Consider the following 26,043-nt stretch of genomic DNA (forward strand, 5'->3'; position numbering starts at 1 on the left):
GGACCGGCGTCCGCGGGGGGATCACGGGAATAGGGGTACCAATTGTCCGATCACGACGGGGGAGCGCGCACCGCGGTCCGGCTGGCCGACATCGCGGCCCGGGTGCCGAGGGTGCTGGCCGACGTGCCGACGATCGTGCGCGGGACGCTGACCGGGCTGCTGGCCCAGCCGGGCTCGCACAAGTCGATCGGCACGGTGTTCGCCGAGCGGGCCGCCCGCTACGGTGACCGGGTCTTCCTGCGGTTCGGCGATCAGCAGCTGACCTACCGCGACGCCAACGCGGCCGCCAACCGGTATGCCTCGGTGCTGGCGGCGCGCGGCGTGGGCAGCGGCGACGTGGTCGCGATCATGCTGCGCAACTCGCCGCACGCGGTGCTGTCGATGCTGGCCGCGGTCAAGTGCGGTGCGGTCGCCGGCATGCTCAACTACCACCAGCGCGGCGAGGTGCTGGCCCACAGCCTGGGCCTGCTGGACGCCAAGGTCCTGGTCGCGGAGACCGATCTGGTCAGCGCCGTGGCCGAGTGCGGCGGCGCGGGCGCCACCGAGACGCTGACCGTCGAGGACCTGGAGCGATTCGCCGTCGGCGCGCCCGCGGCCAACCCGGCGTCGGCGTCGGCGGTGCGGGCACGCGACACCGCGTTCTACATCTTCACCTCGGGCACAACGGGTTTCCCCAAGGCCAGCGTGATGACGCATCGCCGGTGGCTGGCCGCCCTGGCCGCGTTCGGCGGGCTGGGGTTGCGGCTGAAAAGCTCCGACACGCTCTACAGCTGCCTGCCGCTGTACCACAACAACGCGCTGACGGTCGCGTTGTCGTCGGTGATCAACTCCGGGGCGGCGCTGGCGCTGGGCCGCTCGTTTTCGGCGTCGAAGTTCTGGGACGACGTGATCGCCTACGACGCCACGGCGTTCATCTACATCGGCGAGATCTGCCGCTACCTGCTCAACCAGCCGGCCAAACCGACCGACCGCGCGCACAAGATCCGGGTGATCGCCGGCAACGGGCTGCGCCCGGAGATCTGGGACGAGTTCACCAAGCGATTCGGGATCGCGCGGGTGTGTGAGTTCTACGCGTCCAGCGAGGGCAACACCGCGTTCATCAACATCTTCAACGTGCCGCGGACCACCGGCATCTCGCCGATGCCCCTTGCCTACGTGGAGTACGACCCCGACACCGGCGAGCCGCTGCGCGGCGCCGACGGGCGGGTGCGCAAGGTGCCGGCCGGCCAGCCCGGGCTGCTGCTCAGCCCGGTCAACAAGCTGCAGCCGTTCGACGGCTACACCGATAAGGAGTCGACCGAAAAGAAGTTGGTGCGCAACGCTTTTCGCGAGGGCGACTGCTGGTTCAACTCGGGCGACGTGATGAGTCCGCAGGGCATGGGGCACGCCGCGTTCGTCGACCGGCTCGGCGATACGTTCCGGTGGAAGGGCGAGAACGTGGCCACCACGCAGGTCGAGGCGGCGCTGGCCTCCGACGCGTCCGTCGAGGAGTGCACGGTGTTCGGCGTGGAGATCCCGCGCACCGGCGGGCGCGCCGGGATGGCCGCGGTCCAACTGCGCGAGGGCGCCGAGTTCGACGGGGCGTCTTTGGCCCGGGCGGTGTACGGCCAGCTGCCCGCCTACGCGTTGCCGCTGTTCGTGCGGGTGGTCAAGACGCTGGAGCACACGTCGACGTTCAAGAGCCGCAAGGTTGAGCTGCGCGAGCAGGGGTACGGCGCCGATGTCGAGGACCCGCTGTACGTGCTGGCCGGCCGCGACGAGGGCTACGTGCCGTACTACGACGGCTATCCCGAAGAGGTTGCGGGCGGTAAGCGGCCGAAGGGCTGAGATTTTGGGCGCCGAGACTGCGCTGAGAGCGTGTTTGCGCGCCCGGGGATAGCACTGGATGCAGTTTCGATGCGTCGGGCGGGGCAGTATGGACGCGTGCACTCGACGCTGTGCGGCCGCCCGGTCGCCGGGGATCGCCCGCTGATCATGGCGATCGTGAATCGCACCCCGGATTCGTTCTACGACCGGGGCGCGACCTTCAGCGACGAGGCCGCCCGCGACGCCGCGCACCGGGCCATCGCCGACGGCGCCGACGTCATCGACGTCGGCGGCGTCAAGGCGGGCCCCGGCGAGGCCGTCGACGAGGATACCGAGATCGCCCGGCTGGTGCCGTTCGTCGAATGGCTGCGCGGCGCCTACCCCGACCAGCTGATCAGCGTCGACACCTGGCGCTCGCGGGTGGCGAAGGTGGCCTGCGCCGCGGGCGCGGACCTGATCAACGACACCTGGGCCGGCGTCGACCCGGTCCTGCCCGAGGTGGCCGCCGAGTTCGGGGCGGGGCTGGTGTGTTCGCACACCGGCGGCGCGCTGCCGCGCACGCGGCCGTTCCGGGTCAGCTACGGGACCAGCACGCGCGGGGTCGTCGACGACGTCATCGGCCAGGTCACCGCCGCGGCGCAGCGGGCCGTCGCGGCCGGCGTGGCCCGCGACCGGGTCCTGATCGACCCCGCCCACGACTTCGGCAAGAACACATTCCACGGCCTGGCGCTGCTGCGCCACGTGGGCGATCTCGTCGAAACCGGCTGGCCGGTGCTGCTCGCTTTGAGCAACAAGGACTTCGTCGGGGAGACTCTGGGTGTGGAACTGACCGAACGGCTCGAGGGAACGCTGGCGGCCACCGCGCTGGCCGCGGCGGCCGGCGTCCGGATGTTCCGGGTGCACCAGGTCGCGGCCACCCGGCGGGTGCTGGAGATGGTGGCCGCGATCCAGGGCACCCGCCCGCCCGCGCGCACGGTGAGGGGACTCGCATGACCGAGCTGGTCGACCTTGCCGGTACGGGCGTCCTCGCCGCGCGGCCCGGCGACGTCTGGCTGTCCGACCGCAACTGGAGCCGTCCCGCCTGGACCGTCGGCGAACTCGAGGACGCGAAGGCCGGGCGGACGATCTCGGTGGTGCTGCCCGCCCTCAACGAGGAGGCCACCGTCGAGTCGGTGATCGACAGCATCTCCCCGCTGGTGGACGGCCTGGTCGACGAGCTGATCGTGCTGGACTCCGGCTCCACCGACGACACCGAGATCCGCGCCATCGCCGCCGGCGCCCGCGTCGTCAGCCGCGAACAGGCCCTGCCCGAGGTGCCCACCCGGCCCGGCAAGGGCGAGGCGCTGTGGCGCTCGCTCGCGGCCACCAGCGGCGACGTCGTCGTGTTCGTCGACTCCGACCTGATCAACCCGCACCCGATGTTCGTGCCGTGGCTGGTGGCGCCGCTGCTCACCGGTGACGGGATCCACCTGGTCAAAAGCTTCTACCGGCGGCCGCTGGCGGTCGGCGACGCGGGCGGCGGCGCCGGCGCCACCGGCGGCGGGCGGGTGACCGAGCTGGTGGCCCGGCCGCTGCTCGCGGCGCTGCGCCCCGAGCTCGGCGGCATCCTGCAGCCGCTCGGCGGCGAGTACGCGGCCAGCCGGGAGCTGCTGACCTCGCTGCCGTTCGCCCCGGGCTACGGCGTGGAGATCGGCCTGCTGGTGGACACCTTCGACCGGTTGGGGCTGGACGCGATCGCCCAGGTCAATCTCGGCGTGCGGGCGCATCGCAACCGGCCGCTGGCCGAGCTGGGCGCGATGAGCCGCCAGGTCATCGCGACGCTGTTGTCGCGCTGCGGGATTCCCGACTCCGGGGTCGGGCTGACCCAGTTCTTCGCCGACGGGCCGGCCGGCTACACCGCCCGGACCGCGCCGGTGTCGCTTCAGGACCGCCCGCCGATGAACGGCGTAAGGCCACGCTGACCGGAATGGCGGCGGTGTCGGCGCAATAGGGCAATATCGAACGCGTGGCGTTGGTGTTGCTGTACCTGGTGGTGCTGGTCCTGGTGGCGATCGTGCTGTTCGGCGCGGCCAGCCTGCTGTTCGGTCGCGGCGAGCAGCTGCCGCCGTTGCCGCGGGGGACGACGGCCACGGTGCTGCCCGCCTTCGGCGTGACCGGCGCCGACGTCGACGCCGTGAAGTTCACCCAGGTGCTGCGCGGCTACAAGACCAGCGAGGTGGACTGGGTGCTGGACCGGCTGGCCCGCGAGCTCGAGGCGCTACGCGGGCAGCTCGGTGCAGTGCACGCTGGTGCCGAGAACCAGACCGACGGAGACTCCGTGGAACCGGAGGACGCCGAGGAGCGTCAGGACACAGTGTGAGCGATGACGGGCTGATCCGGTGCGGCTGGGCGGGCATTCGGCCCGGGCCGGACTTTCAGATGTACCGCGACTACCACGACCAGGAATGGGGCCGCGAACTGCGCGACGGGGTGGCGTTGTTCGAGCGGATGAGCCTCGAGGCATTCCAGAGCGGGCTGTCGTGGCTGATCATCCTGCGCAAACGGGAGAACTTCCGGCGTGCCTTCGACGGGTTCGACATCGAGACCGTCGCCGGCTACACCGACGCCGACGCGGCGCGGCTGATGGCGGACGCGGGAATCGTGCGCAACCGGGCCAAGATCGACGCCACCATCGCCAACGCCCGCGCCGCCGCCGAGCTGGGGTCCGCGGCGGACCTGTCGACGCTGCTGTGGTCGTTCGCGCCGTCGTCGCGGCCCCGCCCCGCCGAGGCGTCCGAAATCCCCTCGGCCACAGACGAATCGAAGGCCATGGCCCGGGAGCTGAAACGGCGGGGGTTCCGCTTCGTCGGGCCGACCACCGCCTATGCGCTGATGCAGGCAACGGGCATGGTCGACGACCATCTGCGCGATTGCTGGGTGCCCGGGGCGGCCTGATCGGGCGCCAGAAGCGGGTCTTTGTATAACTGCCGACCCGGATAGGGAACAATGGGGGGGTGATTTGGCAGTCGACGCAGTCCGAATCTGGAGGGAGCACTCGATGGCGGCGATGAAGCCCCGTACCGGAGACGGTCCTTTGGAGGCGACCAAGGAGGGGCGCGGGATCGTGATGCGGGTACCGCTCGAGGGTGGTGGTCGGCTGGTCGTGGAGCTGACGCCCGACGAAGCCGCCGCCCTGGGCGACGAACTCAAGGGCGTCACCAGCTAACTGCGGCTCACGCGCGCACCTTCCGATAGATCTCGAGCGTCTGCTCGGCAACCTGCGCCCACGAGAAGTCCTCGACGCAGCGCTGGCGTCCCGCCTCGCCATAGCGCTTTGCCTTGTCGGGATCGGCGACCAACGCGTTGACCGCGTCGGCCAGCGCGGCCTCGAAACCGGCCGGATCGTCGGGCTCGTAATGCACCAGCGTCCCGGTGACGCCGTCGGCGACCGCCTCCGGGATCCCGCCGACGTCGGAGGCCACCACCGCCGTCGCGCACGCCGCCGCCTCCAGGTTCACGATCCCCAGCGGCTCATACATCGACGGGCATACGAAAACCGTTGCTGCCGATACTATTTCGCGTATCTCCGCGGTGGGCAGCATTTCCGGGATCCAGAACACCCCCGCCCGGCTGCGGGCCAGCGCCGCTATCGCGGCGCCGACCTCGTCGGCCAGCTCCGGGGTGTCGGGCGCGCCTGCACACAGCACCACCTGCACCCCGGGCGCGAACCGGTGCGCGGCCGCCACCAGGTGGGCGACCCCCTTCTGCCGGGTGATGCGCCCGACGAACGCCACGATGGGCCGTTGCGGATCGACGCCGAGTTCGGCCAGCACCGATCCGGTTTCCCCCGGGCCCGCGGGATGCCAGACGCCGGTGTCGACCCCGTTGCGGATGACGTGCACCAGGCTGGGATCCAGGGTCGGGTACACGCGCAGGATGTCCTCGCGCATCGCCGCGCTGACCGCGATCACGGCGCCGGCGGCCAGCACCGCGGTGTGCTCCACCCACGTCGACACCCGGTACCCGCCGCCGAGCTGTTCGGCCTTCCAGGGCCGCAGCGGCTCGAGCGAGTGCGCGGTCAGGACGTGCGGGATGTCGTAGAGCAACGCGGTCAGGTGCCCGGCCAGGCCGGTGTACCAGGTGTGCGAATGCACGACGTCGGCGGCCGACGCGACGTTGGCCATCATCAGGTCCGCCGAGAGCGCGGCCAGCGCCGGGTTGGCGCCGGGCATGCGCGGGTCGGGCTGCTGGGCGAAGGCGTCCGGGCGGGGCGCGCCGATGCAGTGCACGTCGACCGCGCACAGCCGGCGCAGCTGGGCGACGAGTTCGGTGACGTGTACCCCCGCTCCGCCGTAGACCTCGGGCGGGTACTCCCGGGTCATCATCGCCACGCGCATATCCGCACGGTAGTTCGGAGACGTGGCGGCGCGCGAGTGGGCCGTGGGCATAATGGAGTAATCGGGTCCTGGATCACGCCAAACACCTTGACTGACAATCCGTCAGCACAGCGGGCACGCCGGTTCCCGCTGGCAGCGGTTGGCGGCGGCCGATAGTTTGGAGCCATGAGGGAAGCGCCACACGTGCTGGGCATTGTCCTGGCCGGCGGTGAGGGCAAGCGGTTGTACCCCCTGACCGCGGACCGGGCCAAACCCGCCGTTCCCTTCGGGGGTGCCTACCGGCTGATCGATTTCGTGTTGTCGAATCTCGTCAACGCCCGCTATTTGCGGATCTGCGTTCTGACCCAATACAAGTCGCATTCGCTCGACCGACACATTTCGCAGAACTGGCGGCTGTCGGGCCTGGCCGGTGAATACATCACGCCGGTGCCGGCCCAGCAGCGCCTCGGCCCGCGGTGGTACACCGGCTCCGCCGACGCGATCTATCAGTCCCTCAACCTGATCTACGACGAAGACCCCGACTATCTCGTCGTTTTCGGCGCCGACCACGTCTACCGGATGGACCCCGAGCAGATGGTCCGCTACCACATCGACAGCGGGGCCGGCGCGACCGTGGCCGGCATCCGGGTGCCGCGCGCCGAGGCCTCGGCGTTCGGCTGCATCGACGCCGACGAGTCCGGCCGCATCCGCGATTTCGTGGAAAAGCCGGTGGATCCGCCGGCCACGCCCGGCGACCCCGCGTCGACGTTCGTGTCGATGGGCAACTACATCTTCACCACCAAGGTGCTCGTCGACGCGATCCGCGCCGACGCCGACGACGACCACTCCGATCACGACATGGGCGGCGACATCATCCCGCGGTTGGTGGACGACGGGATGGCCTCGGTCTACGACTTCTCCGACAACGAGGTGCCCGGCGCCACCGACCGCGACCGGGGCTACTGGCGTGACGTCGGAACGCTGGACGCGTTCTACGACGCGCACATGGACCTGGTGTCGGTGCATCCGGTGTTCAACCTCTACAACAAGCGCTGGCCGATCCGCGGCGAGTCGGAGAACCTGGCGCCGGCCAAGTTCGTCAACGGCGGCTCGGCCCAGGAGTCGGTGGTGGGCGCCGGCAGCATCATCTCGGCGGCCTCGGTGCGCAACTCGGTGCTGTCGTCGAACGTCGTCGTCGACGACGGCGCGATCGTGGAGGGCAGCGTGATCATGCCGGGCGCCCGCGTCGGCCGCGGCGCGGTGGTGCGCCACGCGATCCTGGACAAGAACGTCGTCGTGGGGCCCGGGGAGATGGTCGGCGTGGACCTGGAGAAGGACCGCGAGCGTTTCGCGATCAGCGCCGGGGGCGTGGTCGCCGTGGGCAAGGGCATCTGGATCTAGGGCGCGGGGGTCACCACACGTGGGGCACCAGCCGGTAGCGTACGCGCTGCGTGTACTCGCGGTAGCCGGGCAGCTCCTGGGCGAGCAACCGCTCCTCGTCGCGGATGCGCAGCACATGCACCGCGACGCCCGGCACGAGGAACAGCAGCCCCCAATACGAGCCGAGCGCGAGGGGTATGCCGGGCATCAGGAACATGTTGCCGACATACATCGGGTGCCGCACGTGCTTGTAGAGGCCGGTGGAGACCACCGTCTGACCAGACTCCACCGTGACCGTGGTTGCCGCGTAACCGTTTTGGATGACCACCAGCATCGCGATGCCGAGCCCCGTCGCCACCAGGACGTCGCCGAGCACCGACACCCACGCCGGCACCGACGACCACCCCATCCGATGGTCGAACGCGCTGAACACCACGACGCCGAACAGGGTCAAAAACGCCAAGGTGATCACCACCTTTTGCACCGGCCGGGTCTCGGCCATCGGGCCGCCGCGCATCCGGCGCTGCAGGGCCGCCGGGTTCGTCCGCAGCAGGTAGATGCTCGGGATGGTGGTGGCCACGGTGAACGTGGCGGCGAAAGCCCATGCCTGCCAATAGTTCAGCGTGCCCGCCGGCAGGAACAGCATCAACCCCAATCCGACGAGCCCGCACACCGACGACGTCGCGGCCTGCGCCCCGGTCCTCATAGCCGCAGATCCCTCCGTCGAAAGGCGATGGCCCCCAAGGTGATCAGTGCCGCGTCGATCGCCAGCAACCACAGCAGCGGTGCCGCGGTGAAGTCGGCGCCGACCCGGGGAATGTGGGCGAACGGTTCGAGGTCGAGCACCCACTGCGGAAACCGGGCCAGCGAGCCGATCAGGTAGATCGCGACGATGGCGACCAGCACCCCCCACGCCACCGGGGTGAACCGCGGCACCACGCCGAACACGCCGACCGTGACCGCGGCGAGCAGCCAGACGGCGGGCAGTTGGACCATTGCGGCGCCGACGACGATACCCAGCTTGCCGCCGACGTCACCGGCCGCGGCGCCGTAGACCAGCCCACCCGTCACTCCGGCGGCCAGCAGCGCGGCCGCGGGCCCGAGCAGCGCGGCGGCCAAATGGCTTGCCAGCCAGCGGGTCCGGGAGACCGCGCCGGCCAGCATCGGCTCGGCGTGTTGGCTTGTCTCCTCCTGGTGCAGCCGCAGGGTGAGCGAAATGGCGAACGCGGCGGCCGCCATGCCGATCATGGTGAAGGCCACCGCGATGAAGGCGTCCTCCAGTGCGCTGGTGCCGCCCATCCGCGCGACGATGTCGCGTGCGGTGGTGCCGTCACCGAGCTCGTCGCCGATGCCGTGCACGACGCTGCCCATCAGCAGGCCGTACAGGCACAGGCCCACGGTCCACAGCAGCAGCGCGCCGCGGTCGAGTCGCCACGTCAGCCCGTCGACACCGCGCAATCGCGTTCCGGCGGAGCCCGGTCCGGCGCGTTCGGCGATGAGCCCGGCGCCCACGTCGCGCCCGGCGAGCAGCCGGTAGGCCACCAGGGTGAGCGCGGCCGTCGTCACCAGATGCAGCAGCAGGACCCACCAGCGGTCACCCGCGTACGGCCGCACCTGCAGCGACCAGCCAAGCGGGGAGAGCCACGACAGCTTTCCGTCGCCGGCGTCGCCGACGGCGCGCAGGGTGAACGCGGTGCCCAGCGCGGCGAACGCGGCGCCGCGGGCGAACCGGGAGCTCGGCGAGAGCTGTGCGGTCACCGCGGCGACGGCGGTGAAGACCAGGCCCGAGCAGGCCAGCGCGGCGCCGAAAGCGAGCGACCCGCCGGCCGGGACGTCGGTGCCCAGCAAGCCGGCCGCGCCGATCGCGCCGGTGGCGATGGACGCTCCGAACGCCAGCAGCAGCGCCGCGCTGAGGGCGGCGTACCGGCCGACCGCGGTGGAGTCCATCAGTTCGGTGCGCCCGGTCTCCTCGTCGGCGCGGGTGTGGCGGATCACCGTCAGGATGACGGCCACCGCGATCAGCAGGTGGAACATCCCGGCCTTCCAAATGCCAACGGCCCCAAGGCTATCGTTGTAGACCTGCCCGTACAGGGCGCGCTGGGCGGGGCTGGCCATGATGGAGGCCGCGAATCCGGCGCGGTCGGCCTGGTGTGGGTAGACCTTTTCGATGCTGCCGACGTACACGGTGGCCAGCGGCACCGACAGCAGCAGCACCCACAGCGGCATCGACACCCGGTCGCGGCGCAGGTAGAACCGCAGCATCCCGAGCGTGCCGGAGAAGTTGGACGCGGCCCGCGGTTGCGCGGGGCGCGGCCTTTCCAGGGTCGCGGTGCTCATGCGGACACCTTGGTGGTCTCGGCGCCGTTGTAGTGGCGCAGGAAGAGCTCCTCGAGGGTCGGGGGCTGGCTGATGAGGCTGCGCACCCCGGCGTCGCCCAGGGTCCGGATGAGCTCGCCGAGGCTTTCGCTGTCGACCTGGGCGCGCAGCGTGTTGCCGTCGAAGCTGACGTCCTCGACACCCTTGATGCGGCTGAGATCGCCTGGGTCGCCGATCATTTCGGCCTTGATCGAGGTGCGGCTGAGGTGGCGCATCGACTCCAGCGTTCCGCTCTCGACGGTCCTGCCGGCGCGGATGATGGTCACCCGTTCGCACAGCGCCTCCGTCTCGGCCAGGATGTGGCTGGACAGCAACACCGTCGTGCCGCGGTCGCGGGCCTCGGCGACGCATTGCTGAAACACGTTCTCCATCAACGGGTCCAGGCCGCTGCTGGGCTCGTCGAGTAGGAGCAGCCGCGCGTGGGACGAGAAGGCCGAGATCAAGGAGACCTTTTGCCGGTTGCCCTTGGAGTAGGTGCGCGCCCTCTTGTGCGGGTCCAGGTCGAAGCGCTCGATGAGCTCGGCGCGGCGGCGTTCGTCGATGCCGCCGCGCATGCGGGCCAGCAGGTCGATCGTCTCGCCACCGGTCAGCGACGGCCACAGCGTCACATCGCCGGGCACGTAGGCGATGTCGCGGTGCAGCGCGACGGCGTCGGCCCACGGGTCGCCGCCGAGCAACCGCACGCTGCCGCCGTCGGCCCTCACCAGGCCCAGCAGGATGCGGATGGTCGTCGACTTCCCGGCCCCGTTGGGCCCCAGGAACCCGTGCACCTCGCCTTCGCGCACGGACAGGTCCAGGCCGTCCAGCGCCCGTACCGTCCCGAAGTTCTTTGTCAGGCCCCGGATTTCGATGGGCGCGCGGTGGTCAGTTGTCATGGGATTCTCCTTGATCATCGGCGGCCAAAAATGCGTCGTACATGGTGCGGTCGACCATGAGGCCTTCGGTGTAGATCTCCAGCGCGGGCAGCACCATCTCGTCGGCGTAGTCGCGCAGTACCGCGCGGATGTCCGTTGGGGTGTCGTGCATTTGCAGGTACAGCAGAAAACCGCCGCCCCCGGTGATGCCCAGGTAGCGGGCCCGGGCGCGCGGGTCGCGACTGGCCTTGATGGTGCCGGCCCGAACGCCCTCGTCGAGGTATTCCTCGGTGTTGTCGACCATCCTGCGCCACAATGTCGTCGCGAGCTGGCCGCCGGACTGCATGCTGCGCACCAGGTAGGCCATCAGCGGTGCGTAGTCCTCGATCTCGGCCAGCTGCGCGAACCACGTGGCCGGGTCCTTGGACTGCATCGCCTCGATTTTGGAGCTGCGGATCTCGGCGGCGATGTAGTCGTCGCAGGCGTTGCGCAGGCCGTCCTTGGAGCCGAAGTGGTGGATGACCAGCGCGGCGCTCACCCCCGCGGCCTCGGCGATGGCGCGCAACCCGATGCCGAACCCGTGCCGGCCGAACTGCTCGATGGCCGCGTCGCGGATCCGGGCGGCGGCGGTCAGGTCGGCTGAACGCATGTTCAGTAGACTAAACGCACGTTCAGGCCGGCGTCAAGGAGGCGTCGGCGCTTGGGCGGATTTCGCGTTCACCCTGCGCCTATGGCGTTGTCTTCTCGCATTTTGGCGCCATAGCCGCAGAGCCAATTGGCCAAAATTAGTCGCGGACCGCGGCCAGCAGGCCGTCGCCCAGCGGGACCAGCGCGGGCGTAAGGCGCTCGTCCTCGGCGATGAGCCGGGCGGCCTCGCGCACCGCGGTCACCTCGGCGTCGCGGGCGGCGGGATCGCCGGCCCGGCCGCCCAGCGCCGCGCGGTGCACCACGATCACACCGCCGGAGCGCAGCAGCCGCACGCCCTGCACGACGTAGTCCGGCTGGTCGATCGGGTCGGCGTCGATGAACACCAGGTCATAGGATTCGTCGGCGAGCCGGGTGAGCACCTCCTGGGCGCGGCCACCGATCAGCCGGGTGCGCGACGGCCCGACGCCCGCCTCGGAGAACGACTGCTTGGCCAACCGCAGATACTCGGGCTCGATGTCGATGGTGGTCAACACGCCGTCGTCGCCCATGCCGGACAACAACCACAGCCCGCTGACCCCCGCGCCGGTGCCGACCTCGGCGACGGCCTTGCCGCCGCTGAGCTTGACCAGCAGGCTCAACAGCGCGCCGACGGCGGGCGTCACAGCCCCTGCCCCGATCTCCTCCGCGCGCTCGCGGGCGGCGGCCAGCAACGCGTCCTCGGATATCGACGCCTCGGCGTGCGCGCACAGCGAGTCGGCCCGACTCGGTGCCGCCGGGGGTTCGGTGTCGGTGCCGTCCATGCCCCGCAGCGTATGCCAATTCGCCGCGCGGTCGGGCAGGCGCGCCTGATTCGGGCCGCGGCGACACGCCCGGCATCCGCGTAGCGAGCAAGCTCACTCGCGGCGAGGTTCGCCCTGATCAACCCGGGTAACGATCTGGTTTCTCAGCCAAACCTCAGTCTGCTCCTATGCCCCGCATACGCCGATGGGCGACGGTATGCGTATGGAGCGTGGAGGTCGGGGGACCGGGAATACAAATCACCGGAATGGGAATACGCACTGGCAGCTTCGCGTTGACGCCGACGAACTGCCAAACCTGGAGGATCCAATCACCACAGCGCTTTTGAGCCCGACGACCATGTCGCACCCGCAGGAGTGCCGCGACGACGAATGGGTGGAAACGACCGAAGAGCTGCAGGGCACCGCGGTGTTCGACGCAACGGGGGACAAGGCGACGATGCCGTCCTGGGACGAGCTGGTCCGCCAGCACGCCGACCGCGTCTACCGCCTGGCCTACCGGCTTTCGGGCAACCCGCAGGACGCCGAGGACCTGACCCAGGAGACGTTCATTCGGGTCTTCCGTTCGGTGCAGAACTACCAGCCGGGAACCTTCGAAGGCTGGCTGCACCGCATCACCACCAACCTGTTCCTCGACATGGTGCGCCGGCGCGCGCGCATCCGCATGGAGGCGCTGCCCGAGGACTACGACCGGGTGCCCGCCGACGAGCCCAATCCCGAGCAGATCTACCACGATTCGCGGCTGGGTCCAGACCTGCAGGCCGCGCTGGATTCGCTGCCGCCGGAGTTCCGTGCCGCGGTGGTGCTGTGCGATATCGAGGGGTTGTCGTACGAGGAGATCGGCGCCACCCTGGGCGTGAAGCTGGGCACCGTGCGCAGCCGCATCCATCGCGGACGCCAGGCGCTGCGCGACTACCTGGCCGCGCACCCCGAGCACGGCGAGCGCGCCGACGCGGCCCGGATCTGACACTTTCGGCGAGCTAACGGGGCCATTTCGGCCCGGCGTCGCGCTACATTCGAGGGATAAGTGTGCGACGAAGGGATTTGTCGATGGCCGACCGGGGAGAGGTGTTTCGCCGCGCGTTCTCCTGGCTGCCCGCACAGTTCGCGTCCCAGAGCGACGCGCCCGTCGGCGTGCCGCGCCGGTTCCGCTCCACCGAGCACCTGTCCATCGAGGCCGTCGCGGCGTTCGTCGACGGCGAGTTGCGGATGAACGCCCACCTGCGCGCCGCGCATCACCTGTCGCTGTGCCCGGAATGCGCGGCCGAGGTCGAGGATCAGGGCCGCGCGCGTGCGGCGCTGCGCGACTCGCGCCCGATCCACATCCCCAGCAACCTGCTGGGGATGCTGTCGGAAATTCCGCATCATCCGTCGGATGACGAGGCGACATCCGAGTTCGACGAGCGCGACCAGCGTAAGCGCCGCTAGCCGCCGCACCCGTGGATACTAGGGTGGACACGGACAACGGCCGTGCGCCCAAACCGGCCGGTAAGCGGCATGTTTCGAGGGGATGATGTGACCTCCGACGCCAATAACAGCGGCAACGACAACGGCGAGCGCCTGCCGCCGCGCCCCATCTCCCGGCCACCGGTCGACGCCGCCTCGCGTCAGATGTTCAGCCGCCCCGCCGGGCTGCGCGGCTCCTTCATCGCCGAGCGTGTCCGCCCGCGGAAGTACCGCGAGGAGGTCGAGTACGTACCCCACGAGCAACCGGCCGACCCCGTCCTCGGCGAGGCGTTCGGGCGGCCCGTCGGCACCGTGGAGTCGCTGCAGCGCCACCCGATCGACGCCGGTGCGCTGGCCGGCGAGAAGGACGGCGCCGAGGCCGAGGCCGCCGCCGACCCGTGGCGTGACCCCGCCGCCGGGGCCGCGCTGGGGACCCCGGCGGTGGCGCCGGCGGGACCGCACGGCGTGCCGGGCTACCGCGGCAAGCTCGGGGTCCGCGACGTGCTGTTCGGGCGCCACGTGTCCTACCTGGCGCTGGGCGTCCTGCTGGCGACCGCGCTGGTGATCGGCGCGATCGGCGGGGTGATCGGGCGCAAGACGGCCGAGGTCGTCGAGGCGTTCACCACCTCGAAGGTGACGTTGTCGACCAGCAACAACGGCGAATCACCGGCCGGCCGGTTCGCCAAGGTGGCGTCGGCGACGGCCAACTCGGTGGTGACCATCGAGTCCAAGAGCGACCAGGAGGGCATGCAGGGCTCCGGCGTCGTCATCGACGGACGCGGCTACATCGTCACCAACAACCACGTCATCTCCGAGGCGGCCAACAACCCCAGCCAGTTCAAGACGACGGTGGTGTTCAACGACGGCAAGGAGGTGCCGGCCAACCTGGTCGGCCGCGACCCCAAGACCGACCTGGCGGTGCTCAAGGTCGACAACGTCGACAACCTGAGCGTGGCCCAGCTCGGTGACTCCGACAAGATCCGCGTCGGCGACGAGGTGCTGGCCGCCGGCGCGCCGCTGGGCCTGCGCAGCACCGTGACCCATGGGATCGTCAGCGCGCTGCACCGGCCCGTCCCGCTGTCCGGCGAGGGCTCCGACACCGACACCGTCATCGACGCCGTGCAGACCGACGCCTCGATCAACCACGGCAACTCCGGCGGCCCGCTGATCGACATGAGTTCGCAGGTGATCGGCATCAACACCGCCGGCAAATCGCTGTCGGACAGCGCCAGCGGGCTGGGCTTCGCCATCCCGATCAACGAGGCCAAGCAGGTCGCGCAGACGCTGATCAAGGACGGCAAGATCGTGCACCCCACGCTGGGCGTCAGCACCCGCAGCGTGAGCAACGCGATCGCGGCCGGCGCCCAGGTCGCCAACGTGAAGGCGGGCAGCCCCGCGCAAAAGGGCGGGATCCTGGAGAACGACGTGATCGTCAAGGTCGGCAACCGCAAGGTCGCCGACGCCGACGAGTTCGTCGTCGCCGTGCGGCAGCTGACGATCGGGCAGGACGCCCCGATCGAGGTCGTCCGCGACGGCCGGCACGTCACGCTGACGGTGAAACCCGACGGGGATAAGGGCTAGATGTTCGCCAACGTCGGCTGGGGAGAAATGCTCGTCCTCGTGGTGGTCGGGCTGCTGGTCCTCGGCCCCGAGCGGCTCCCCGGCGCCATCCGCTGGAGCGCCACCGCGCTGCGCCAGGCCCGCGACTACCTGTCCGGCGTGACCAGCCAGCTGCGCGAGGACATCGGCCCCGAGTTCGACGACCTGCGCGGTCCCCTCTCGGAGCTGCAGAAGCTGCGCGGCATGACGCCGCGCGCCGCGCTGACCAAGCATTTGTTGGACGGCGACGACTCTTTCTTCACGGGCAACTTCGAGAAGCCGGTAAACGGCGCGGCGCCGAAGCCGGTGGCGCCCGGGCCTGCTTCGGGGCCGGCACCGTTCGACGCCGACGCGACGTAATCCTCGGGCGCGATCCTCGGGCGCGAGCGACCCCAAATGCACGCCCTGGACGGCGTGTCGGTGTACAGACACGGCCGCTCGCGGGTAGGGGGGTTAGTGCTTGGTCGGGTCGAGCCCCAGCGACACGCCCGCCAGGCCGCGCCGTCGCGAGGACAGGCTGTCGGCCACCCCGCGCAGTTCCTTGCCGGCGGGGGAGTCGGGCGCGCTCAATACGATCGGAACGCCGGAATCGCCGGCGGCGACCAGCGCCGGGTCCAGCGGGATCTGGCCCAGCAGCGGCACGTCGGCGCCGACCGCGCGCGACAACCGCTCGGCGACCTGCCGCCCGCCGCCCTCGCCGAACACCGCCAGCGTGCTGCCGTCGGGCAGCGTCAGCCCGGACATGTTCTCCACCACGCCGACGACGCGCTGGCGGGTTTGCAGCGCGATGCTGCCGGCGCGTTCGGCGACCTCGGCCGCGGCCTGCTGCGGCGTGGTCACCACCAGGATCTCCGCGCTGGGCAGCAGCTGCGCCAGCGAGATGGCGACGTCGCCGGTGCCGGGCGGCAGGTCGAGCAGCAGCACGTCCAGGTCGCCCCAGTAGACGTCGGACAAGAACTGCTGCAGCGCGCGGTGCAGCATCGGGCCGCGCCACACCACCGCGGTGTTGCCCTCGGTGAACTGCGCGATCGAGATGATCTTCACCTCGTGGGCGATGGGCGGCAGGATCATCGACTCGACCTGGGTGGGCCGGTCGGTGCTGCCCATCATCCGGGGCACGGAGTGGCCGTGGATGTCGGCGTCGAGTACGCCGACCGACAGGCCGCGCGCGGCCATCGCCGCAGCGAGATTGACTGTGACGCTTGACTTCCCGACGCCGCCCTTGCCCGACGCGACGGCGTACACCCGGGTCAGGGAGTTGGGTTGGGCGAACGGGATGACCGGCTCGCGGGCGTCCCCGCGCAGCTGCTTGCGCAACTCGGTGCGCTGCTCGTCGCTCATCACGTCGAGGGTGACCTTGACCGTGCCGGTGCCGGGGACGTCGGCGGCCACGGCGGTGACGCGCTCGCTGATTTCGGTCTTCTTCGGGCAGGCGGCGGTGGTCAGGTAGATCGCGACGTGCACGTCGCCGCTTGGTTCGACGTCGACGCTTTTGACCATCCCGAGTTCGGTGATGGGACGGCGCAATTCGGGGTCGATCACCTTCGCCAGTGCGGTGCGGATGGCGGCGCTCAGCTCGGCGGCATCATTGTTGGACATCGCCACCGAGTGTAGGCGTGCCCCGGGTGAGGCTCCTCAGCCGCCCGCCGGGCCCGGCCCCGCGGGCCGCGGAGCGCCGGCCGCCGGGGCCGGCGGCATCGGCGGGGGCGGGGCGAAGGCGGGCGGCGCGAAAGCCGGCGGCGGCGCGAACGCGGGTGGCGGCGGCGGGCTTTGCGGACCGATGCAGATCACGGTGCAGCCGGGCAACTGTGTGGGTGCCTGCTGCTGTTGCGGGGGCGTCATCCACGGGAACATCGGCTGCTGCTGCGCAACGGTGGGTTGCGTCCCGCTCAGGTCGAACAGCGGCGTGCGCGCGAACGGATCGTCGGTCGGCAGCCCGATGACGTTCATCGGCAGGCCGGGGCCCAGGCCCTCGGGGTTCTCGTCGTGCGCGTTGCCCAGCGGCGGCGGCGGCCCCGTCATCGGCGGCAGGTCGACCGGGACCACGCCGGTGGCGTATGCCGCGGCCCACCCCAGCACGTTCTGCGCGTAGGCCATCGAGTTGTTGTAGCGCAGGATCGCGGACATGACCTGTGCCGGGTCGCGCAGGTTGAGCCCGCCGCTGCACAGGTAGCGGGCGGCCGCGAGCGCGGAGTCGAACAGGTTCTGCGGGTCGGCGGTGCCGTCGCCCTTGCCGTCGACGGCGTAGCGCGCCCAGGTACCGGGCAGGAACTGCATCGGCCCCATGGCGCGCGCGTAGGTGGGACGGCTGCCGACGCTGCTCTGCAGGATGACCTCGTTGCCGGGCAGCGTGCCGTCCAGCGCCGGGCCGTAGATCGGGACGACCGCGGTGCCGCGCGCGTCGACGGCCCCGCCGCCCGCGTGGCCCGACTCGATGCGCCCGATGCCGGCGAGCAGGTTCCAGCTGAGCCCGCAGCCGGGCGCGACGGAGGCCATCTTCATCTCCGCGCTGCGGTATGCGGCCAGCGCGATCGACGGGATCCCCAGCGCGCCAGGGGCATTCACGATCATCGGCGGCGGCGGTGCGGACGGGGCGGCCTCGGCGATGTGGAACGCCGTCGGCGCGCGGTCGAGGGCGATGACCACCGGACCGGTGGTGTCGGGGACCGTCGGCGAGACCGCGGCGACCGGAAAAATGGCCGCGCTCACCGGCGCGACCTGGCTGTGGACCGGCGGGGCCTGCCCCGGAACGGCGGGCGCCGCGGCCCCGACCGCTCCGGCGAATATCAGGGGGCTGATCACGGCGACGCCGAATGCCGGGCTTCTCGTCATGCCGCTCAAGTGAAGTGCTCGCGGCCGGTCCGCCGCGGCGGCCGGGCGTGCACCCCAGCGTCCCCCAATGCGCACTCGACCGTCCTAAGGTCGGGAAACTACCTGCTTAGCTTCGTGAACCAGATCACAATACATAACCCCCGTGACGGGAGTGGCGCAATGGTGGATTTGATAATTAGCGGGATTTCTTAGCCGCCCGCTCCCCGTCGTCACCCGCACCCACGGCCTCCCCGTCCGCGCCTTCCGGCAGTAGCCCGGCCAGCATAGTGCGGATGTCCTCGAGCTCGTGACGCAGGTATTCGCGCGTCGCGACCTCGCCCACGGCCAGCCGCAGCGCCGCCAGCTCGCGGGCCAGGTATTCGGTGTCGGCCTTGGTCTGTGCGGCGCGGCGGCGGTCCTCGTCGAGCGCGACACGGTCGCGGTTCTCCTGGCGGTTCTGGGCCAGCAGGATCAGCGGCGCCGCGTAGGCGGCCTGCGTGGAGAAGGCCAGGTTGAGCAGGATGAACGGGTAGGGGTCCCAGCGCACCGCCACCGCGAACACGTTCAGCAAGATCCACAACACCACCGCGATCGTCTGCAACAGCAGGTAGCGGCCGGTGCCGAAGAACCGCGCGATGGACTCGGTGATCTGCCCGACGGCCTCGGGGTCCAGCCGCGGCGAGTACCTGCGCGACGTCCGGGGGGTGTACAGCCGTCGCGGCGCCGTGGTTTTGCTCACCCGGATCCCTCCAGTCGTCGTTCGATGCGGCCGGTGGTGTCCAGCTCCTGCGCGTCCCGGCGCCAGTCGTGCGGCAGCAGGTGGTCGAGCAGGTCGTCCACGGTGACCGCCCCCAGCAGATGGTTCTGGTCGTCGAGCACCGGCCCGCAGACCAGGTTGTAGGCGGCGAGGTAGCGGGTCACCGCGCCCAGCGGGGTCTCCGGCGTCAGGGTGAGCAGGTCGCTGTCGACGATCCCGCCGACCAGCTCGGCCGGCGCCTCGCGCAGCAGCCGCTGCAGCTGGACGACGCCCAGGTAGCGCCCCGTGGGGGTGGCCGTCGGCGGGCGCGCCACGAAGATCATCGACGACAGCGCCGGGGTGAGGTCGGGATCGCGGACGCGGGCCAGCGCCTCGGCGACCGAGGTGTCCGGGGTCAGCACCACCGGGTTGGAGGTCATCAGGCCGCCGGCGGTGTCGGGGGAGTGGGTGAGCAGCCGGCGCACCGGCTCGGACTCGTCGGGATCCATCCGCGTCAGCAGCATCTCGGCGTCGGTCGGATTCAGCACGCCGAGCAGGTCGGCGGCGTCGTCGGGATCCATCTCTTCGAGCACGTCGGCGGAGCGGTCGGTGCCCAGCTGGGAGAGCACGTCGGCCTGGTCCAACTCGGGCAGCTCCTGCAGGATGTCGGCCAGCCGCTCGTCGTTGAGGGCCTTGAGCACCTCGTAGCGGCGCTTGGGCGGCAGCCCGCGGATCGCGTCGGCCACGTCGACGGCCTTGCGGCCTTCGAACTGGTCGAGCAGCTGCGCCACCCCCTGGCCCGGCAGCGCCAGCGCCGACGGGGTCAGGCCCTGCACGTTGTGCCAGTCCACGACGTGCACGGGACCGCGCCGTCCCAGCCGCCGGTGGGTGCGCACGGCGACCCGGGTCACCAGCCAGTCGCGGGTGCGGATCTGCTCGATGCCCAGGTCGGTGATGACGACCTCGAGGCCGGCCAGCTCAGGAAGTTCGGGGTCGGCGACCTTGACCGGCGTGTCGAGCACCTGGCCCATCGCCAGCACCTCCCCGGGCCGCTGCTCGAAGTGGCGCAGCGACACGTTGCCGGTGTTGAGCGTCACCGCGTTGGGCTCGATCGCCGCCACGCGCAACATCGGGATGAAGATGCTGCGGCGCGTGGCCAGGTCGACGACCAGCCCCAGGACACGGGGCTGCTGGCGGACGATGCTGATGCTGATCACGACGTCGCGGACGCGGCCGAAGCTTTCGCCGAGCGGGCCCAGCACCAACATGCGCGGCAGCCGCGCGACGTAGACCCTGTTGACCGATCCCATAGGGAGAGCCTATTCAGCCGCCGTGCGGAAGGCAGTCTTGAGCTAGCGCGAATGGATGCTGAACATCGCGATGATCAAGAACACCACCAGGGTGCCGACGCCGATCACGATGCCGGCCACGGCCAGGCCGTAACCGTCCTGGCGCGTCTGCTTGATCTGGTTCAGCGCGATCACGCCCAGCACGATGGCCAGCGTCGAGCCGATGACGCACAACAGAAATCCGGTGAACGACGCGACAAACGAGGCGATCGCCAAGCTATTGGTCCCGGCCTGAACCGGGTAGCCCGGCGGCGGAGGGCCATACCCCGGCGGTGGGCCGTACGCGGGCGGCGGGCCGTAGGCGGGCGGGGGGCCGTAGGCGGGCGGCGGATTCCAGGGCGGTGTCCAGTCGTCCCGGCCGCCCTGCGGCGGGTGGGCCTCGTCGCCGAAGCCACCGCCGGGAGCTGACATGGATTCAACCTAACGCATGGGGTGCGGCCGACTCGGCCGCGAAATGACGGCCCGGAGGTGAGAAGATGGCCGAGGCGGAGGAGAGTGAGCAGCGATGACTAGTCCGTTCCAGCCGGGGCAGGTTCCCGGCGCCACGCCCCAGGGCCCCGCGGCCGGCCGGCGTGGCGTGCCGTCGTTGCCGACGCCGCCCAAGGGCTGGCCGGTCGGGTCGTATCCCACCTACGCCGAGGCGCAGCGCGCGGTCGACTACCTGTCCGAGCAGGAATTCCCGGTGCAGCAGGTGACCATCGTCGGCGTGGACCTCATGCAGGTCGAGCGCGTCACCGGCCGGCTGACGTGGCCGAAGGTGCTCGGCGGCGGCGTCCTCAGCGGGGCCTGGCTCGGCCTGTTCATCGGCTTGGTGCTCGGCTTCTTCAGCCCCAGCCCATGGGGGGCGCTGGTCACCGGCCTGGTCGCCGGGGTGTTCTTCGGCCTGATCACCTCGGCCGTCCCATACGCAATGGCCAAAGGCACAAGGGATTTCAGCTCGACGATGCAATTGGTGGCCGGCCGCTACGACGTGCTCTGCGATCCGCAAAACGCAGAGAAGGCGCGGGATCTGCTGGCGCGCCTGGCGATCTGAGTGACCGACGGTCCTGGGCGGGCGCGCCGGATGGGCGCAATCGCCCTGGTGCTGCTCACCGTCGCGCTGTCCGGGTGCGGGTCCGGCGGGAGCGGCGTGGTGGTCACCGTTTACACGCCGGCCACCGACGCGGCCACCTTCACCGCGCTCGCGGCGGAGTGCACGCGACAGTTTCGGGGACGTTTCGCCATCCGGCACGTGAGCCTGCCGCGGGGGCCCGGCGAGCAGCGGGTGCAGCTTGCGCGGCGGCTGAGCGCCCACGACCGCGGCCTGGACGTGATGGCGCTGGACGTGGTGTGGACCGCGGAGTTCGCCGAGGCGGGCTGGGCGCTGCCGCTGTCCGACGACCCGGCGGGGCGGGCCGAGGCCGACGCCCTCGCCGACACGCTGCCCGGCCCGCTCGCGACGGCCCGGTGGAAGCACCGACTGTACGGCGCGCCGGTGACGACCAACACCGAATCGCTATGGTACCGGCCGGATCTGGTGAGCCAACCGCCGGCGACGTGGGACGCCATGGTGGCCGAGGCCGCCAGGCTGCACGCCACCGGCGGGCCGGCGTGGATTGCCGTGCAGGCCAACCAGGGCGAGGGCCTGGTGGTGTGGTTCAACACGCTGTTGGTCAGCGCCGGGGGTCAGGTGCTCTCCGAGGACGGCCGGCAGGTCACGCTGACCGACACGCCCGACCACCGCGACGCCACCGTGCGCGCGCTGCGGATCCTCAAAGCCGTCGCCACCGCGCCGGGGGCCGACCCGTCGATCAGCCGGACCGACGAGGGCACCGCGCGGCTGGCGGTGGAGCAGGGTAGGGCCGCACTGGAGGTCAACTGGCCGTATGTGCTGGCGTCGCTGCTGGAGAACGCGGTGAAGGGCGGCGTGCCGTTTCTGCCGCTGAACCGCGACCCCGCGCTGGCCGGCGCCGTCAACGACGTCGGGACGTTCGCGCCCACCGACGAGCAGTTCCGCATCGCCTACGACGCCAGCCGGAGGGTGTTCGGCTTCGCGCCGTATCCCGGCGTGGCCCGGGACCGCCCGGCCAAGGTGACGATCGGCGGGCTGAACCTGGCGGTGGCCGGCACCACCCGTCACCGCGCCGAGGCGTTCGAGGCGGTGCGCTGCCTGCGCAGCGTGGCGAGCCAGAGGTACGTGTCGATTCAGGGCGGGCTGCCCGCGGTGCGCGCATCGCTGTATTCCGATCCGCAGTTTCAGGCCAAGTACCCGATGTGGGCGGTGATCCGCCGGCAGCTCACCGACGCCGCCGTGCGCCCGGCGACGCCGGTGTATCAGGCGCTGTCGCTGCGGCTGTCGTCGGCATTGAGCCCGATCACCCGGATCGACCCGGAGCGCACGGCCGACGAACTCGCCGCGCAGGCGCGCCAGGCCCTCGACGGCCGGGGGCTGTTGCCGTGACCGAACGGCGGCTCGCGTTTTTGCTCGTCGCGCCGGCGGCGACCCTGATGCTGGCGGTGACGGCATACCCGATCGGCTACGCGGTGTGGCTCAGCCTGCAGCGCAACAACTTTGCCACCCCGAATGACACCGCGTTCGTCGGGTTGGGTAACTACGTCACAATTTTGACCGACCGGTATTGGTGGACGGCGCTGGCGGTGACGCTGGGCATCACGGTGGTGTCGGTGGCGATCGAGTTCGCGCTCGGCCTGGCGCTGGCGCTGGTGATGCACCGCACGCTCGTCGGCAGGGGTTTGGTGCGCACCGCGGTGCTGATCCCGTACGGCATTGTCACCGTCGTCGCGTCGTACAGCTGGTACTACGCGTGGACGCCGGGGACCGGCTACCTGGCGAATTTGTTGCCCGCTTCGAGCGCGCCGCTGACGCAACAGATTCCGTCGCTGGGCATCGTGGTGCTCGCCGAGGTCTGGAAGACGACGCCGTTCATGTCGCTGCTGCTGCTGGCGGGGCTGGCGCTGGTGCCCGAGGACCTGATGAAGGCCGCCCACGTCGACGGGGCGGGCGCCTGGCGGCGGCTGACCCGGGTCATCCTGCCGATCATCAAGCCGGCCGTGGTGGTGGCGCTGCTGTTCCGGACGCTGGACGCCTTCCGCATCTTCGACAACATCTACGTGCTGACCGACGGCGCCAACAACACCGACTCGGTGTCGATCCTGGGCTACGACAACCTGTTCAAGGGCTTCAACGTGGGCCTGGGTTCGGCGATCAGCGTGCTGATCTTCCTGTGTGTGGGGGTGATCGCGTTGGTCTACATCAAGGTGTTCGGCGCGTCTCAACCAGGATCAGCGCCCGGCGGTGCGGCCGAATGAACGGGCGACGGGTTGCGTTCTGGGCCGTGGTCGACGCTCTTGTCGTGGTTTACGCGCTGCTTCCGGTGGCCTGGATTGTGTCGCTCTCGCTCAAACCGGCGTCAATGGTCAAGGACGGCAGGCTGATTCCGTCGTCGGTGACGCTGGAGAACTATCGCGGCATCTTCCGGGGCGAGTTCTTCAGCTCGGCGCTGGTCAATTCCGTCGGGATCGGGCTGATCACCACCGCGATCGCGGTGGTCCTCGGCGCGATGGCGGCCTATGCGATCGCCCGGCTGGACTTTCCGGGCAAGCGGCTGCTGATCGGGGCCGCCTTGCTGATCGCCATGTTCCCGGCCATCTCGCTCGTCACACCGTTGTTCGACATCGAGCGCGTTATCGGGCTGTTCGACACGTGGCCCGGCCTGATCCTGCCCTACATCACTTTCGCGCTGCCCCTGGCCATTTACACGTTGTCGGCCTTCTTCCGCGAGATCCCGTGGGATTTGGAGAAGGCGGCCAAGGTGGACGGCGCCACGCCGGGTCAGGCCTTCCGCATGGTGATCGTGCCGCTGGCGGCACCCGGGCTGGTGACCGCGGCGATCCTGGTGTTCATCTTCGCCTGGAACGACCTGCTGCTGGCGCTGTCGCTGACCGCCACCGAGGCCGCGATCACCGCACCGGTGGCGATCGCGAACTTCAGCGGCAGTTCGCAGTTCGAGGAGCCCACCGGATCGATCGCGGCCGGCGCCGTGGTGATTACCGTCCCGATCATCGTTTTTGTTCTAATTTTCCAACGACGGATTGTCGCCGGGTTGACCTCTGGCGCTGTGAAGGGATAGCGCGATGGCCGAGATTGTCTTGGAGCACGTCAGCAAGAGCTACGCCGACGGCTCCCCCGCGGTGCGCGACCTCAACCTCGCCATCGGCGACGGCGAGTTTTTGATCCTGGTCGGGCCCTCCGGCTGCGGCAAGACCACCACGCTGAATATGATTGCCGGGCTTGAGGATATCTCGTCGGGCGAGCTGCGCATCGACGGCGTGCGGGTGAACGACAAGGCGCCCAAGGACCGCGACATCGCGATGGTCTTCCAGTCGTATGCCTTGTACCCGCACATGACCGTGCGGCAGAACATCGCGTTCCCGCTTACGCTGGCCAAGATGAAGAAGGCCGCGATCGCGCAGAAGGTCGCCGAGACGGCGAAAACCCTAGACCTGACCGAGCTTTTGGACCGCAAGCCCGCCCAATTGTCGGGCGGGCAGCGGCAGCGGGTCGCGATGGGCCGGGCGATCGTGCGCCAGCCCAAGGCGTTTTTGATGGACGAGCCGCTGTCCAACCTGGACGCCAAGCTGCGGGTGCAGATGCGCGGCGAGATCGCCCGGTTGCAGCGCAGGCTGGGCACCACCACCGTCTACGTCACCCACGATCAGACCGAGGCCATGACGCTGGGCGACCGGGTGGTAGTGATGCACGGCGGTGTGGCGCAGCAAATCGGCACGCCCGAAGAGCTTTACGAGCGGCCGGCCAACCTGTTCGTCGCGGGCTTCATCGGCTCGCCGGCGATGAACTTCTTCCCCGCGACCCTGACGTCTTTCGGGCTGACGCTGCCCTTCGGCGAGGTGACGCTGGCGCCCGAGGTGTGTCAGGTGATCGAGCGGCACCCCAAACCCGCGGCCGGCGTTATTGTCGGGGTGCGTCCCGAGCACCTGGCCGACGCCGCGCTGATCGACGGCTATACGCGCATCGGGGCCCTGACGTTCCAGGCGAAGGTCGAGTTGGTCGAGTCGCTCGGCGCCGACAAGTACGTCTACTTCGCCACGGCGGGCCCGGCCGTGCACGCCGCACAGCTGGACGAGCTGGAGGCCGAGGGTGAGATGCACGAAAACCGGTTCGTGGCAAGGGTTCCCGCCGAGTCCCGGGCTTCGCTGGGACAGTCGATCGAGCTGGCGCTGGACACGTCGAAGGTGGCGGTGTTCGACGCCGCCTCCGGGGCGAACATGACCGTCGCGCCGTGACCGCGATCGTGGACCGCGTGCGCGCGCACCTGGTCGGGCACTATGGGGGGCGGCCGGATTCGGCGAGCGTGACGTTTCTGGGCGTCGAACCGATCGAGGTGGCGCGATTCGTTGTGGGCACGCTGGCGCACTACGTGTCGCTGGGCTGTGCGCGTCAACCCATGGTCGATCCGGCCGAGTTGATCGCCGACCCGCTGCGTGGCCCGCGCGCCGAAGTCGTGCTGCGGCTGCGTAACCCGGGCCCGTTGGCCGGGCTGGTGCGCGGTTTGGCGATCGTCGCGGCCACGCCCGCCGTGGAGGGAACGGTGCTGGTGCCCGACGCGCTGATCGACCTCGGCGCGCCGCTGTGGGCGGGCGCGCCGTTCACCGCGGTGCTGCTGGGGCATTGCGACATCCCGGAGTTGCCGCTGGACCCGCCCGCCGACCCGGTGACATTTTTATCGGCGACGCCGATCACCGCGACCGAGGCCGCCTGGGTGCGGCTCAAGGGCGTCGACGCGATGCGCCAGGCGTGGGAGACCGACGGCGTCGACGTGCTGGACCCCAAACGCCCCGCCGCGCAACCACGCTGAGGCCTGCTGG

28 protein-coding genes are annotated in these 26,043 nt (G+C 70.3%); 17 read left to right on the forward strand and 11 right to left on the reverse strand.

Annotated elements, in window-relative coordinates; translation table 11 throughout:
• Positions 1 to 42 precede the first annotated feature (42 nt).
• From fadD6 to AC5Y43_RS20165, 6 genes are all read left to right on the forward strand, one after another.
• On the forward strand, positions 43 to 1,827 hold the full coding sequence (fadD6, locus tag AC5Y43_RS20140; protein ID WP_499975311.1) for a long-chain-acyl-CoA synthetase FadD6: 1,785 nt from the start codon (positions 43 to 45) through the stop codon (positions 1,825 to 1,827).
• Positions 1,828 to 1,896: 69 nt separating this feature from the next.
• A complete protein-coding gene (gene folP, locus AC5Y43_RS20145; protein ID WP_499975313.1) occupies positions 1,897 to 2,799 on the forward strand; it encodes a dihydropteroate synthase in 903 nt (300 codons plus the stop codon).
• On the forward strand, positions 2,796 to 3,767 hold the full coding sequence (locus tag AC5Y43_RS20150; protein WP_499975315.1) for a glucosyl-3-phosphoglycerate synthase: 972 nt from the start codon (positions 2,796 to 2,798) through the stop codon (positions 3,765 to 3,767). Before folP ends, AC5Y43_RS20150 begins: the two co-directional genes overlap by 4 nt.
• Before the next feature lie 44 nt (positions 3,768 to 3,811).
• Complete coding sequence (locus AC5Y43_RS20155; protein ID WP_499975317.1) at positions 3,812 to 4,165, forward strand: DivIVA domain-containing protein; 354 nt, start codon at positions 3,812 to 3,814, stop codon at positions 4,163 to 4,165.
• Positions 4,162 to 4,740, forward strand: coding sequence for a DNA-3-methyladenine glycosylase I (locus AC5Y43_RS20160; RefSeq protein WP_499975318.1), 579 nt, complete (start codon positions 4,162 to 4,164; stop codon positions 4,738 to 4,740). The genes AC5Y43_RS20155 and AC5Y43_RS20160 overlap by 4 nt, the downstream gene beginning before the upstream one ends.
• A gap of 103 nt (positions 4,741 to 4,843) precedes the next feature.
• On the forward strand, positions 4,844 to 5,011 hold the full coding sequence (locus AC5Y43_RS20165; protein ID WP_003406247.1) for a DUF3117 domain-containing protein: 168 nt from the start codon (positions 4,844 to 4,846) through the stop codon (positions 5,009 to 5,011).
• 7 nt (positions 5,012 to 5,018) lie between these two features.
• On the opposite strand, the gene glgA is transcribed toward AC5Y43_RS20165, so the two are convergent.
• Complete coding sequence (gene glgA, locus AC5Y43_RS20170) at positions 5,019 to 6,182, reverse strand: glycogen synthase (RefSeq protein WP_499975320.1); 1,164 nt, start codon at positions 6,180 to 6,182, stop codon at positions 5,019 to 5,021.
• Between the two features lie 165 nt (positions 6,183 to 6,347).
• On the opposite strand from glgA, the gene glgC reads away from it, so the two are divergent.
• A complete protein-coding gene (gene glgC, locus AC5Y43_RS20175; protein WP_499975321.1) occupies positions 6,348 to 7,562 on the forward strand; it encodes a glucose-1-phosphate adenylyltransferase in 1,215 nt (404 codons plus the stop codon).
• Positions 7,563 to 7,572: 10 nt separating this feature from the next.
• Here glgC and AC5Y43_RS20180 read toward each other — a convergent pair whose 3' ends face one another.
• The 5 genes from AC5Y43_RS20180 to AC5Y43_RS20200 all read right to left on the reverse strand — a co-directional run bounded on the left by AC5Y43_RS20180 (position 7,573) and on the right by AC5Y43_RS20200 (position 12,219).
• Complete coding sequence (locus AC5Y43_RS20180; RefSeq protein ID WP_499975322.1) at positions 7,573 to 8,247, reverse strand: methyltransferase family protein; 675 nt, start codon at positions 8,245 to 8,247, stop codon at positions 7,573 to 7,575.
• On the reverse strand, positions 8,244 to 9,878 hold the full coding sequence (locus AC5Y43_RS20185; protein WP_499975324.1) for an ABC transporter permease: 1,635 nt from the start codon (positions 9,876 to 9,878) through the stop codon (positions 8,244 to 8,246). The genes AC5Y43_RS20180 and AC5Y43_RS20185 overlap by 4 nt, the downstream gene beginning before the upstream one ends.
• Positions 9,875 to 10,792 carry an ABC transporter ATP-binding protein gene (locus AC5Y43_RS20190; RefSeq protein ID WP_499975325.1) on the reverse strand — a complete coding sequence of 306 codons (918 nt, stop codon included), beginning with the start codon at positions 10,790 to 10,792 and terminating at the stop codon, positions 9,875 to 9,877. The genes AC5Y43_RS20185 and AC5Y43_RS20190 overlap by 4 nt, the downstream gene beginning before the upstream one ends.
• Positions 10,782 to 11,420 carry a TetR/AcrR family transcriptional regulator gene (locus AC5Y43_RS20195; protein WP_499975328.1) on the reverse strand — a complete coding sequence of 213 codons (639 nt, stop codon included), beginning with the start codon at positions 11,418 to 11,420 and terminating at the stop codon, positions 10,782 to 10,784. The genes AC5Y43_RS20190 and AC5Y43_RS20195 overlap by 11 nt, the downstream gene beginning before the upstream one ends.
• A gap of 136 nt (positions 11,421 to 11,556) precedes the next feature.
• Positions 11,557 to 12,219: an O-methyltransferase gene (locus tag AC5Y43_RS20200; RefSeq protein ID WP_499975329.1), complete on the reverse strand. Its 663-nt coding sequence runs from the start codon at positions 12,217 to 12,219 to the stop codon at positions 11,557 to 11,559.
• Between the two features lie 202 nt (positions 12,220 to 12,421).
• Between AC5Y43_RS20200 and sigE the strand changes: the two genes are divergently transcribed.
• From sigE to tatB, 4 genes are all read left to right on the forward strand, one after another.
• Entirely contained in the window at positions 12,422 to 13,183 is a 762-nt protein-coding gene (gene sigE, locus AC5Y43_RS20205) for an RNA polymerase sigma factor SigE (RefSeq protein ID WP_499975331.1), read from the forward strand.
• A gap of 83 nt (positions 13,184 to 13,266) precedes the next feature.
• Entirely contained in the window at positions 13,267 to 13,644 is a 378-nt protein-coding gene (gene rseA / locus AC5Y43_RS20210; RefSeq protein ID WP_499975332.1) for an anti-sigma E factor RseA, read from the forward strand.
• Positions 13,645 to 13,713: 69 nt separating this feature from the next.
• Positions 13,714 to 15,243: a serine protease HtrA gene (gene htrA, locus AC5Y43_RS20215; RefSeq protein WP_499975334.1), complete on the forward strand. Its 1,530-nt coding sequence runs from the start codon at positions 13,714 to 13,716 to the stop codon at positions 15,241 to 15,243.
• Positions 15,244 to 15,621 (forward strand): Sec-independent protein translocase protein TatB, encoded by a 378-nt coding sequence (gene tatB / locus AC5Y43_RS20220; protein WP_499975335.1) that lies wholly within the window; start codon positions 15,244 to 15,246, stop codon positions 15,619 to 15,621.
• Between the two features lie 93 nt (positions 15,622 to 15,714).
• On the opposite strand, the gene AC5Y43_RS20225 is transcribed toward tatB, so the two are convergent.
• The 5 genes from AC5Y43_RS20225 to AC5Y43_RS20245 all read right to left on the reverse strand — a co-directional run bounded on the left by AC5Y43_RS20225 (position 15,715) and on the right by AC5Y43_RS20245 (position 20,568).
• Positions 15,715 to 16,860: an Mrp/NBP35 family ATP-binding protein gene (locus tag AC5Y43_RS20225; protein WP_499975337.1), complete on the reverse strand. Its 1,146-nt coding sequence runs from the start codon at positions 16,858 to 16,860 to the stop codon at positions 15,715 to 15,717.
• A gap of 36 nt (positions 16,861 to 16,896) precedes the next feature.
• Complete coding sequence (locus AC5Y43_RS20230; RefSeq protein WP_499975338.1) at positions 16,897 to 18,168, reverse strand: lytic transglycosylase domain-containing protein; 1,272 nt, start codon at positions 18,166 to 18,168, stop codon at positions 16,897 to 16,899.
• Positions 18,169 to 18,268: 100 nt separating this feature from the next.
• Complete coding sequence (locus AC5Y43_RS20235) at positions 18,269 to 18,811, reverse strand: DUF1003 domain-containing protein (RefSeq protein WP_499975340.1); 543 nt, start codon at positions 18,809 to 18,811, stop codon at positions 18,269 to 18,271.
• On the reverse strand, positions 18,808 to 20,118 hold the full coding sequence (locus tag AC5Y43_RS20240) for a magnesium transporter MgtE N-terminal domain-containing protein (RefSeq protein ID WP_499975341.1): 1,311 nt from the start codon (positions 20,116 to 20,118) through the stop codon (positions 18,808 to 18,810). Before AC5Y43_RS20240 ends, AC5Y43_RS20235 begins: the two co-directional genes overlap by 4 nt.
• A gap of 42 nt (positions 20,119 to 20,160) precedes the next feature.
• Complete coding sequence (locus AC5Y43_RS20245; RefSeq protein ID WP_499975342.1) at positions 20,161 to 20,568, reverse strand: DUF4190 domain-containing protein; 408 nt, start codon at positions 20,566 to 20,568, stop codon at positions 20,161 to 20,163.
• 94 nt (positions 20,569 to 20,662) lie between these two features.
• On the opposite strand from AC5Y43_RS20245, the gene AC5Y43_RS20250 reads away from it, so the two are divergent.
• Genes AC5Y43_RS20250 through AC5Y43_RS20275 form a run of 6 tightly spaced genes read left to right on the forward strand, consistent with a single transcriptional unit; the run spans position 20,663 to position 26,033 of the window.
• Positions 20,663 to 21,190: a YflT domain-containing protein gene (locus AC5Y43_RS20250; protein ID WP_499975344.1), complete on the forward strand. Its 528-nt coding sequence runs from the start codon at positions 20,663 to 20,665 to the stop codon at positions 21,188 to 21,190.
• A 30-nt stretch (positions 21,191 to 21,220) separates the two neighbouring features.
• Positions 21,221 to 22,597: an extracellular solute-binding protein gene (locus AC5Y43_RS20255; protein WP_499975346.1), complete on the forward strand. Its 1,377-nt coding sequence runs from the start codon at positions 21,221 to 21,223 to the stop codon at positions 22,595 to 22,597.
• The gene (locus AC5Y43_RS20260) at positions 22,594 to 23,466 is read left to right on the forward strand and encodes a carbohydrate ABC transporter permease (protein ID WP_499975348.1); all 873 of its coding nucleotides are present in this window, start codon (positions 22,594 to 22,596) and stop codon (positions 23,464 to 23,466) included. The genes AC5Y43_RS20255 and AC5Y43_RS20260 overlap by 4 nt, the downstream gene beginning before the upstream one ends.
• The gene (locus AC5Y43_RS20265; RefSeq protein WP_499975350.1) at positions 23,463 to 24,287 is read left to right on the forward strand and encodes a carbohydrate ABC transporter permease; all 825 of its coding nucleotides are present in this window, start codon (positions 23,463 to 23,465) and stop codon (positions 24,285 to 24,287) included. The genes AC5Y43_RS20260 and AC5Y43_RS20265 overlap by 4 nt, the downstream gene beginning before the upstream one ends.
• Positions 24,288 to 24,291: 4 nt before the next feature.
• The gene (locus AC5Y43_RS20270; RefSeq protein ID WP_499975351.1) at positions 24,292 to 25,461 is read left to right on the forward strand and encodes an ABC transporter ATP-binding protein; all 1,170 of its coding nucleotides are present in this window, start codon (positions 24,292 to 24,294) and stop codon (positions 25,459 to 25,461) included.
• Positions 25,458 to 26,033, forward strand: a complete 576-nt coding sequence (locus tag AC5Y43_RS20275; protein ID WP_499975354.1) for a suppressor of fused domain protein — start codon at positions 25,458 to 25,460, stop codon at positions 26,031 to 26,033. The genes AC5Y43_RS20270 and AC5Y43_RS20275 overlap by 4 nt, the downstream gene beginning before the upstream one ends.
• The last annotated feature ends 10 nt before the right edge of the window (positions 26,034 to 26,043 follow it).

The organism is Mycobacterium sp. NGS57 (assembly GCF_059812405.1).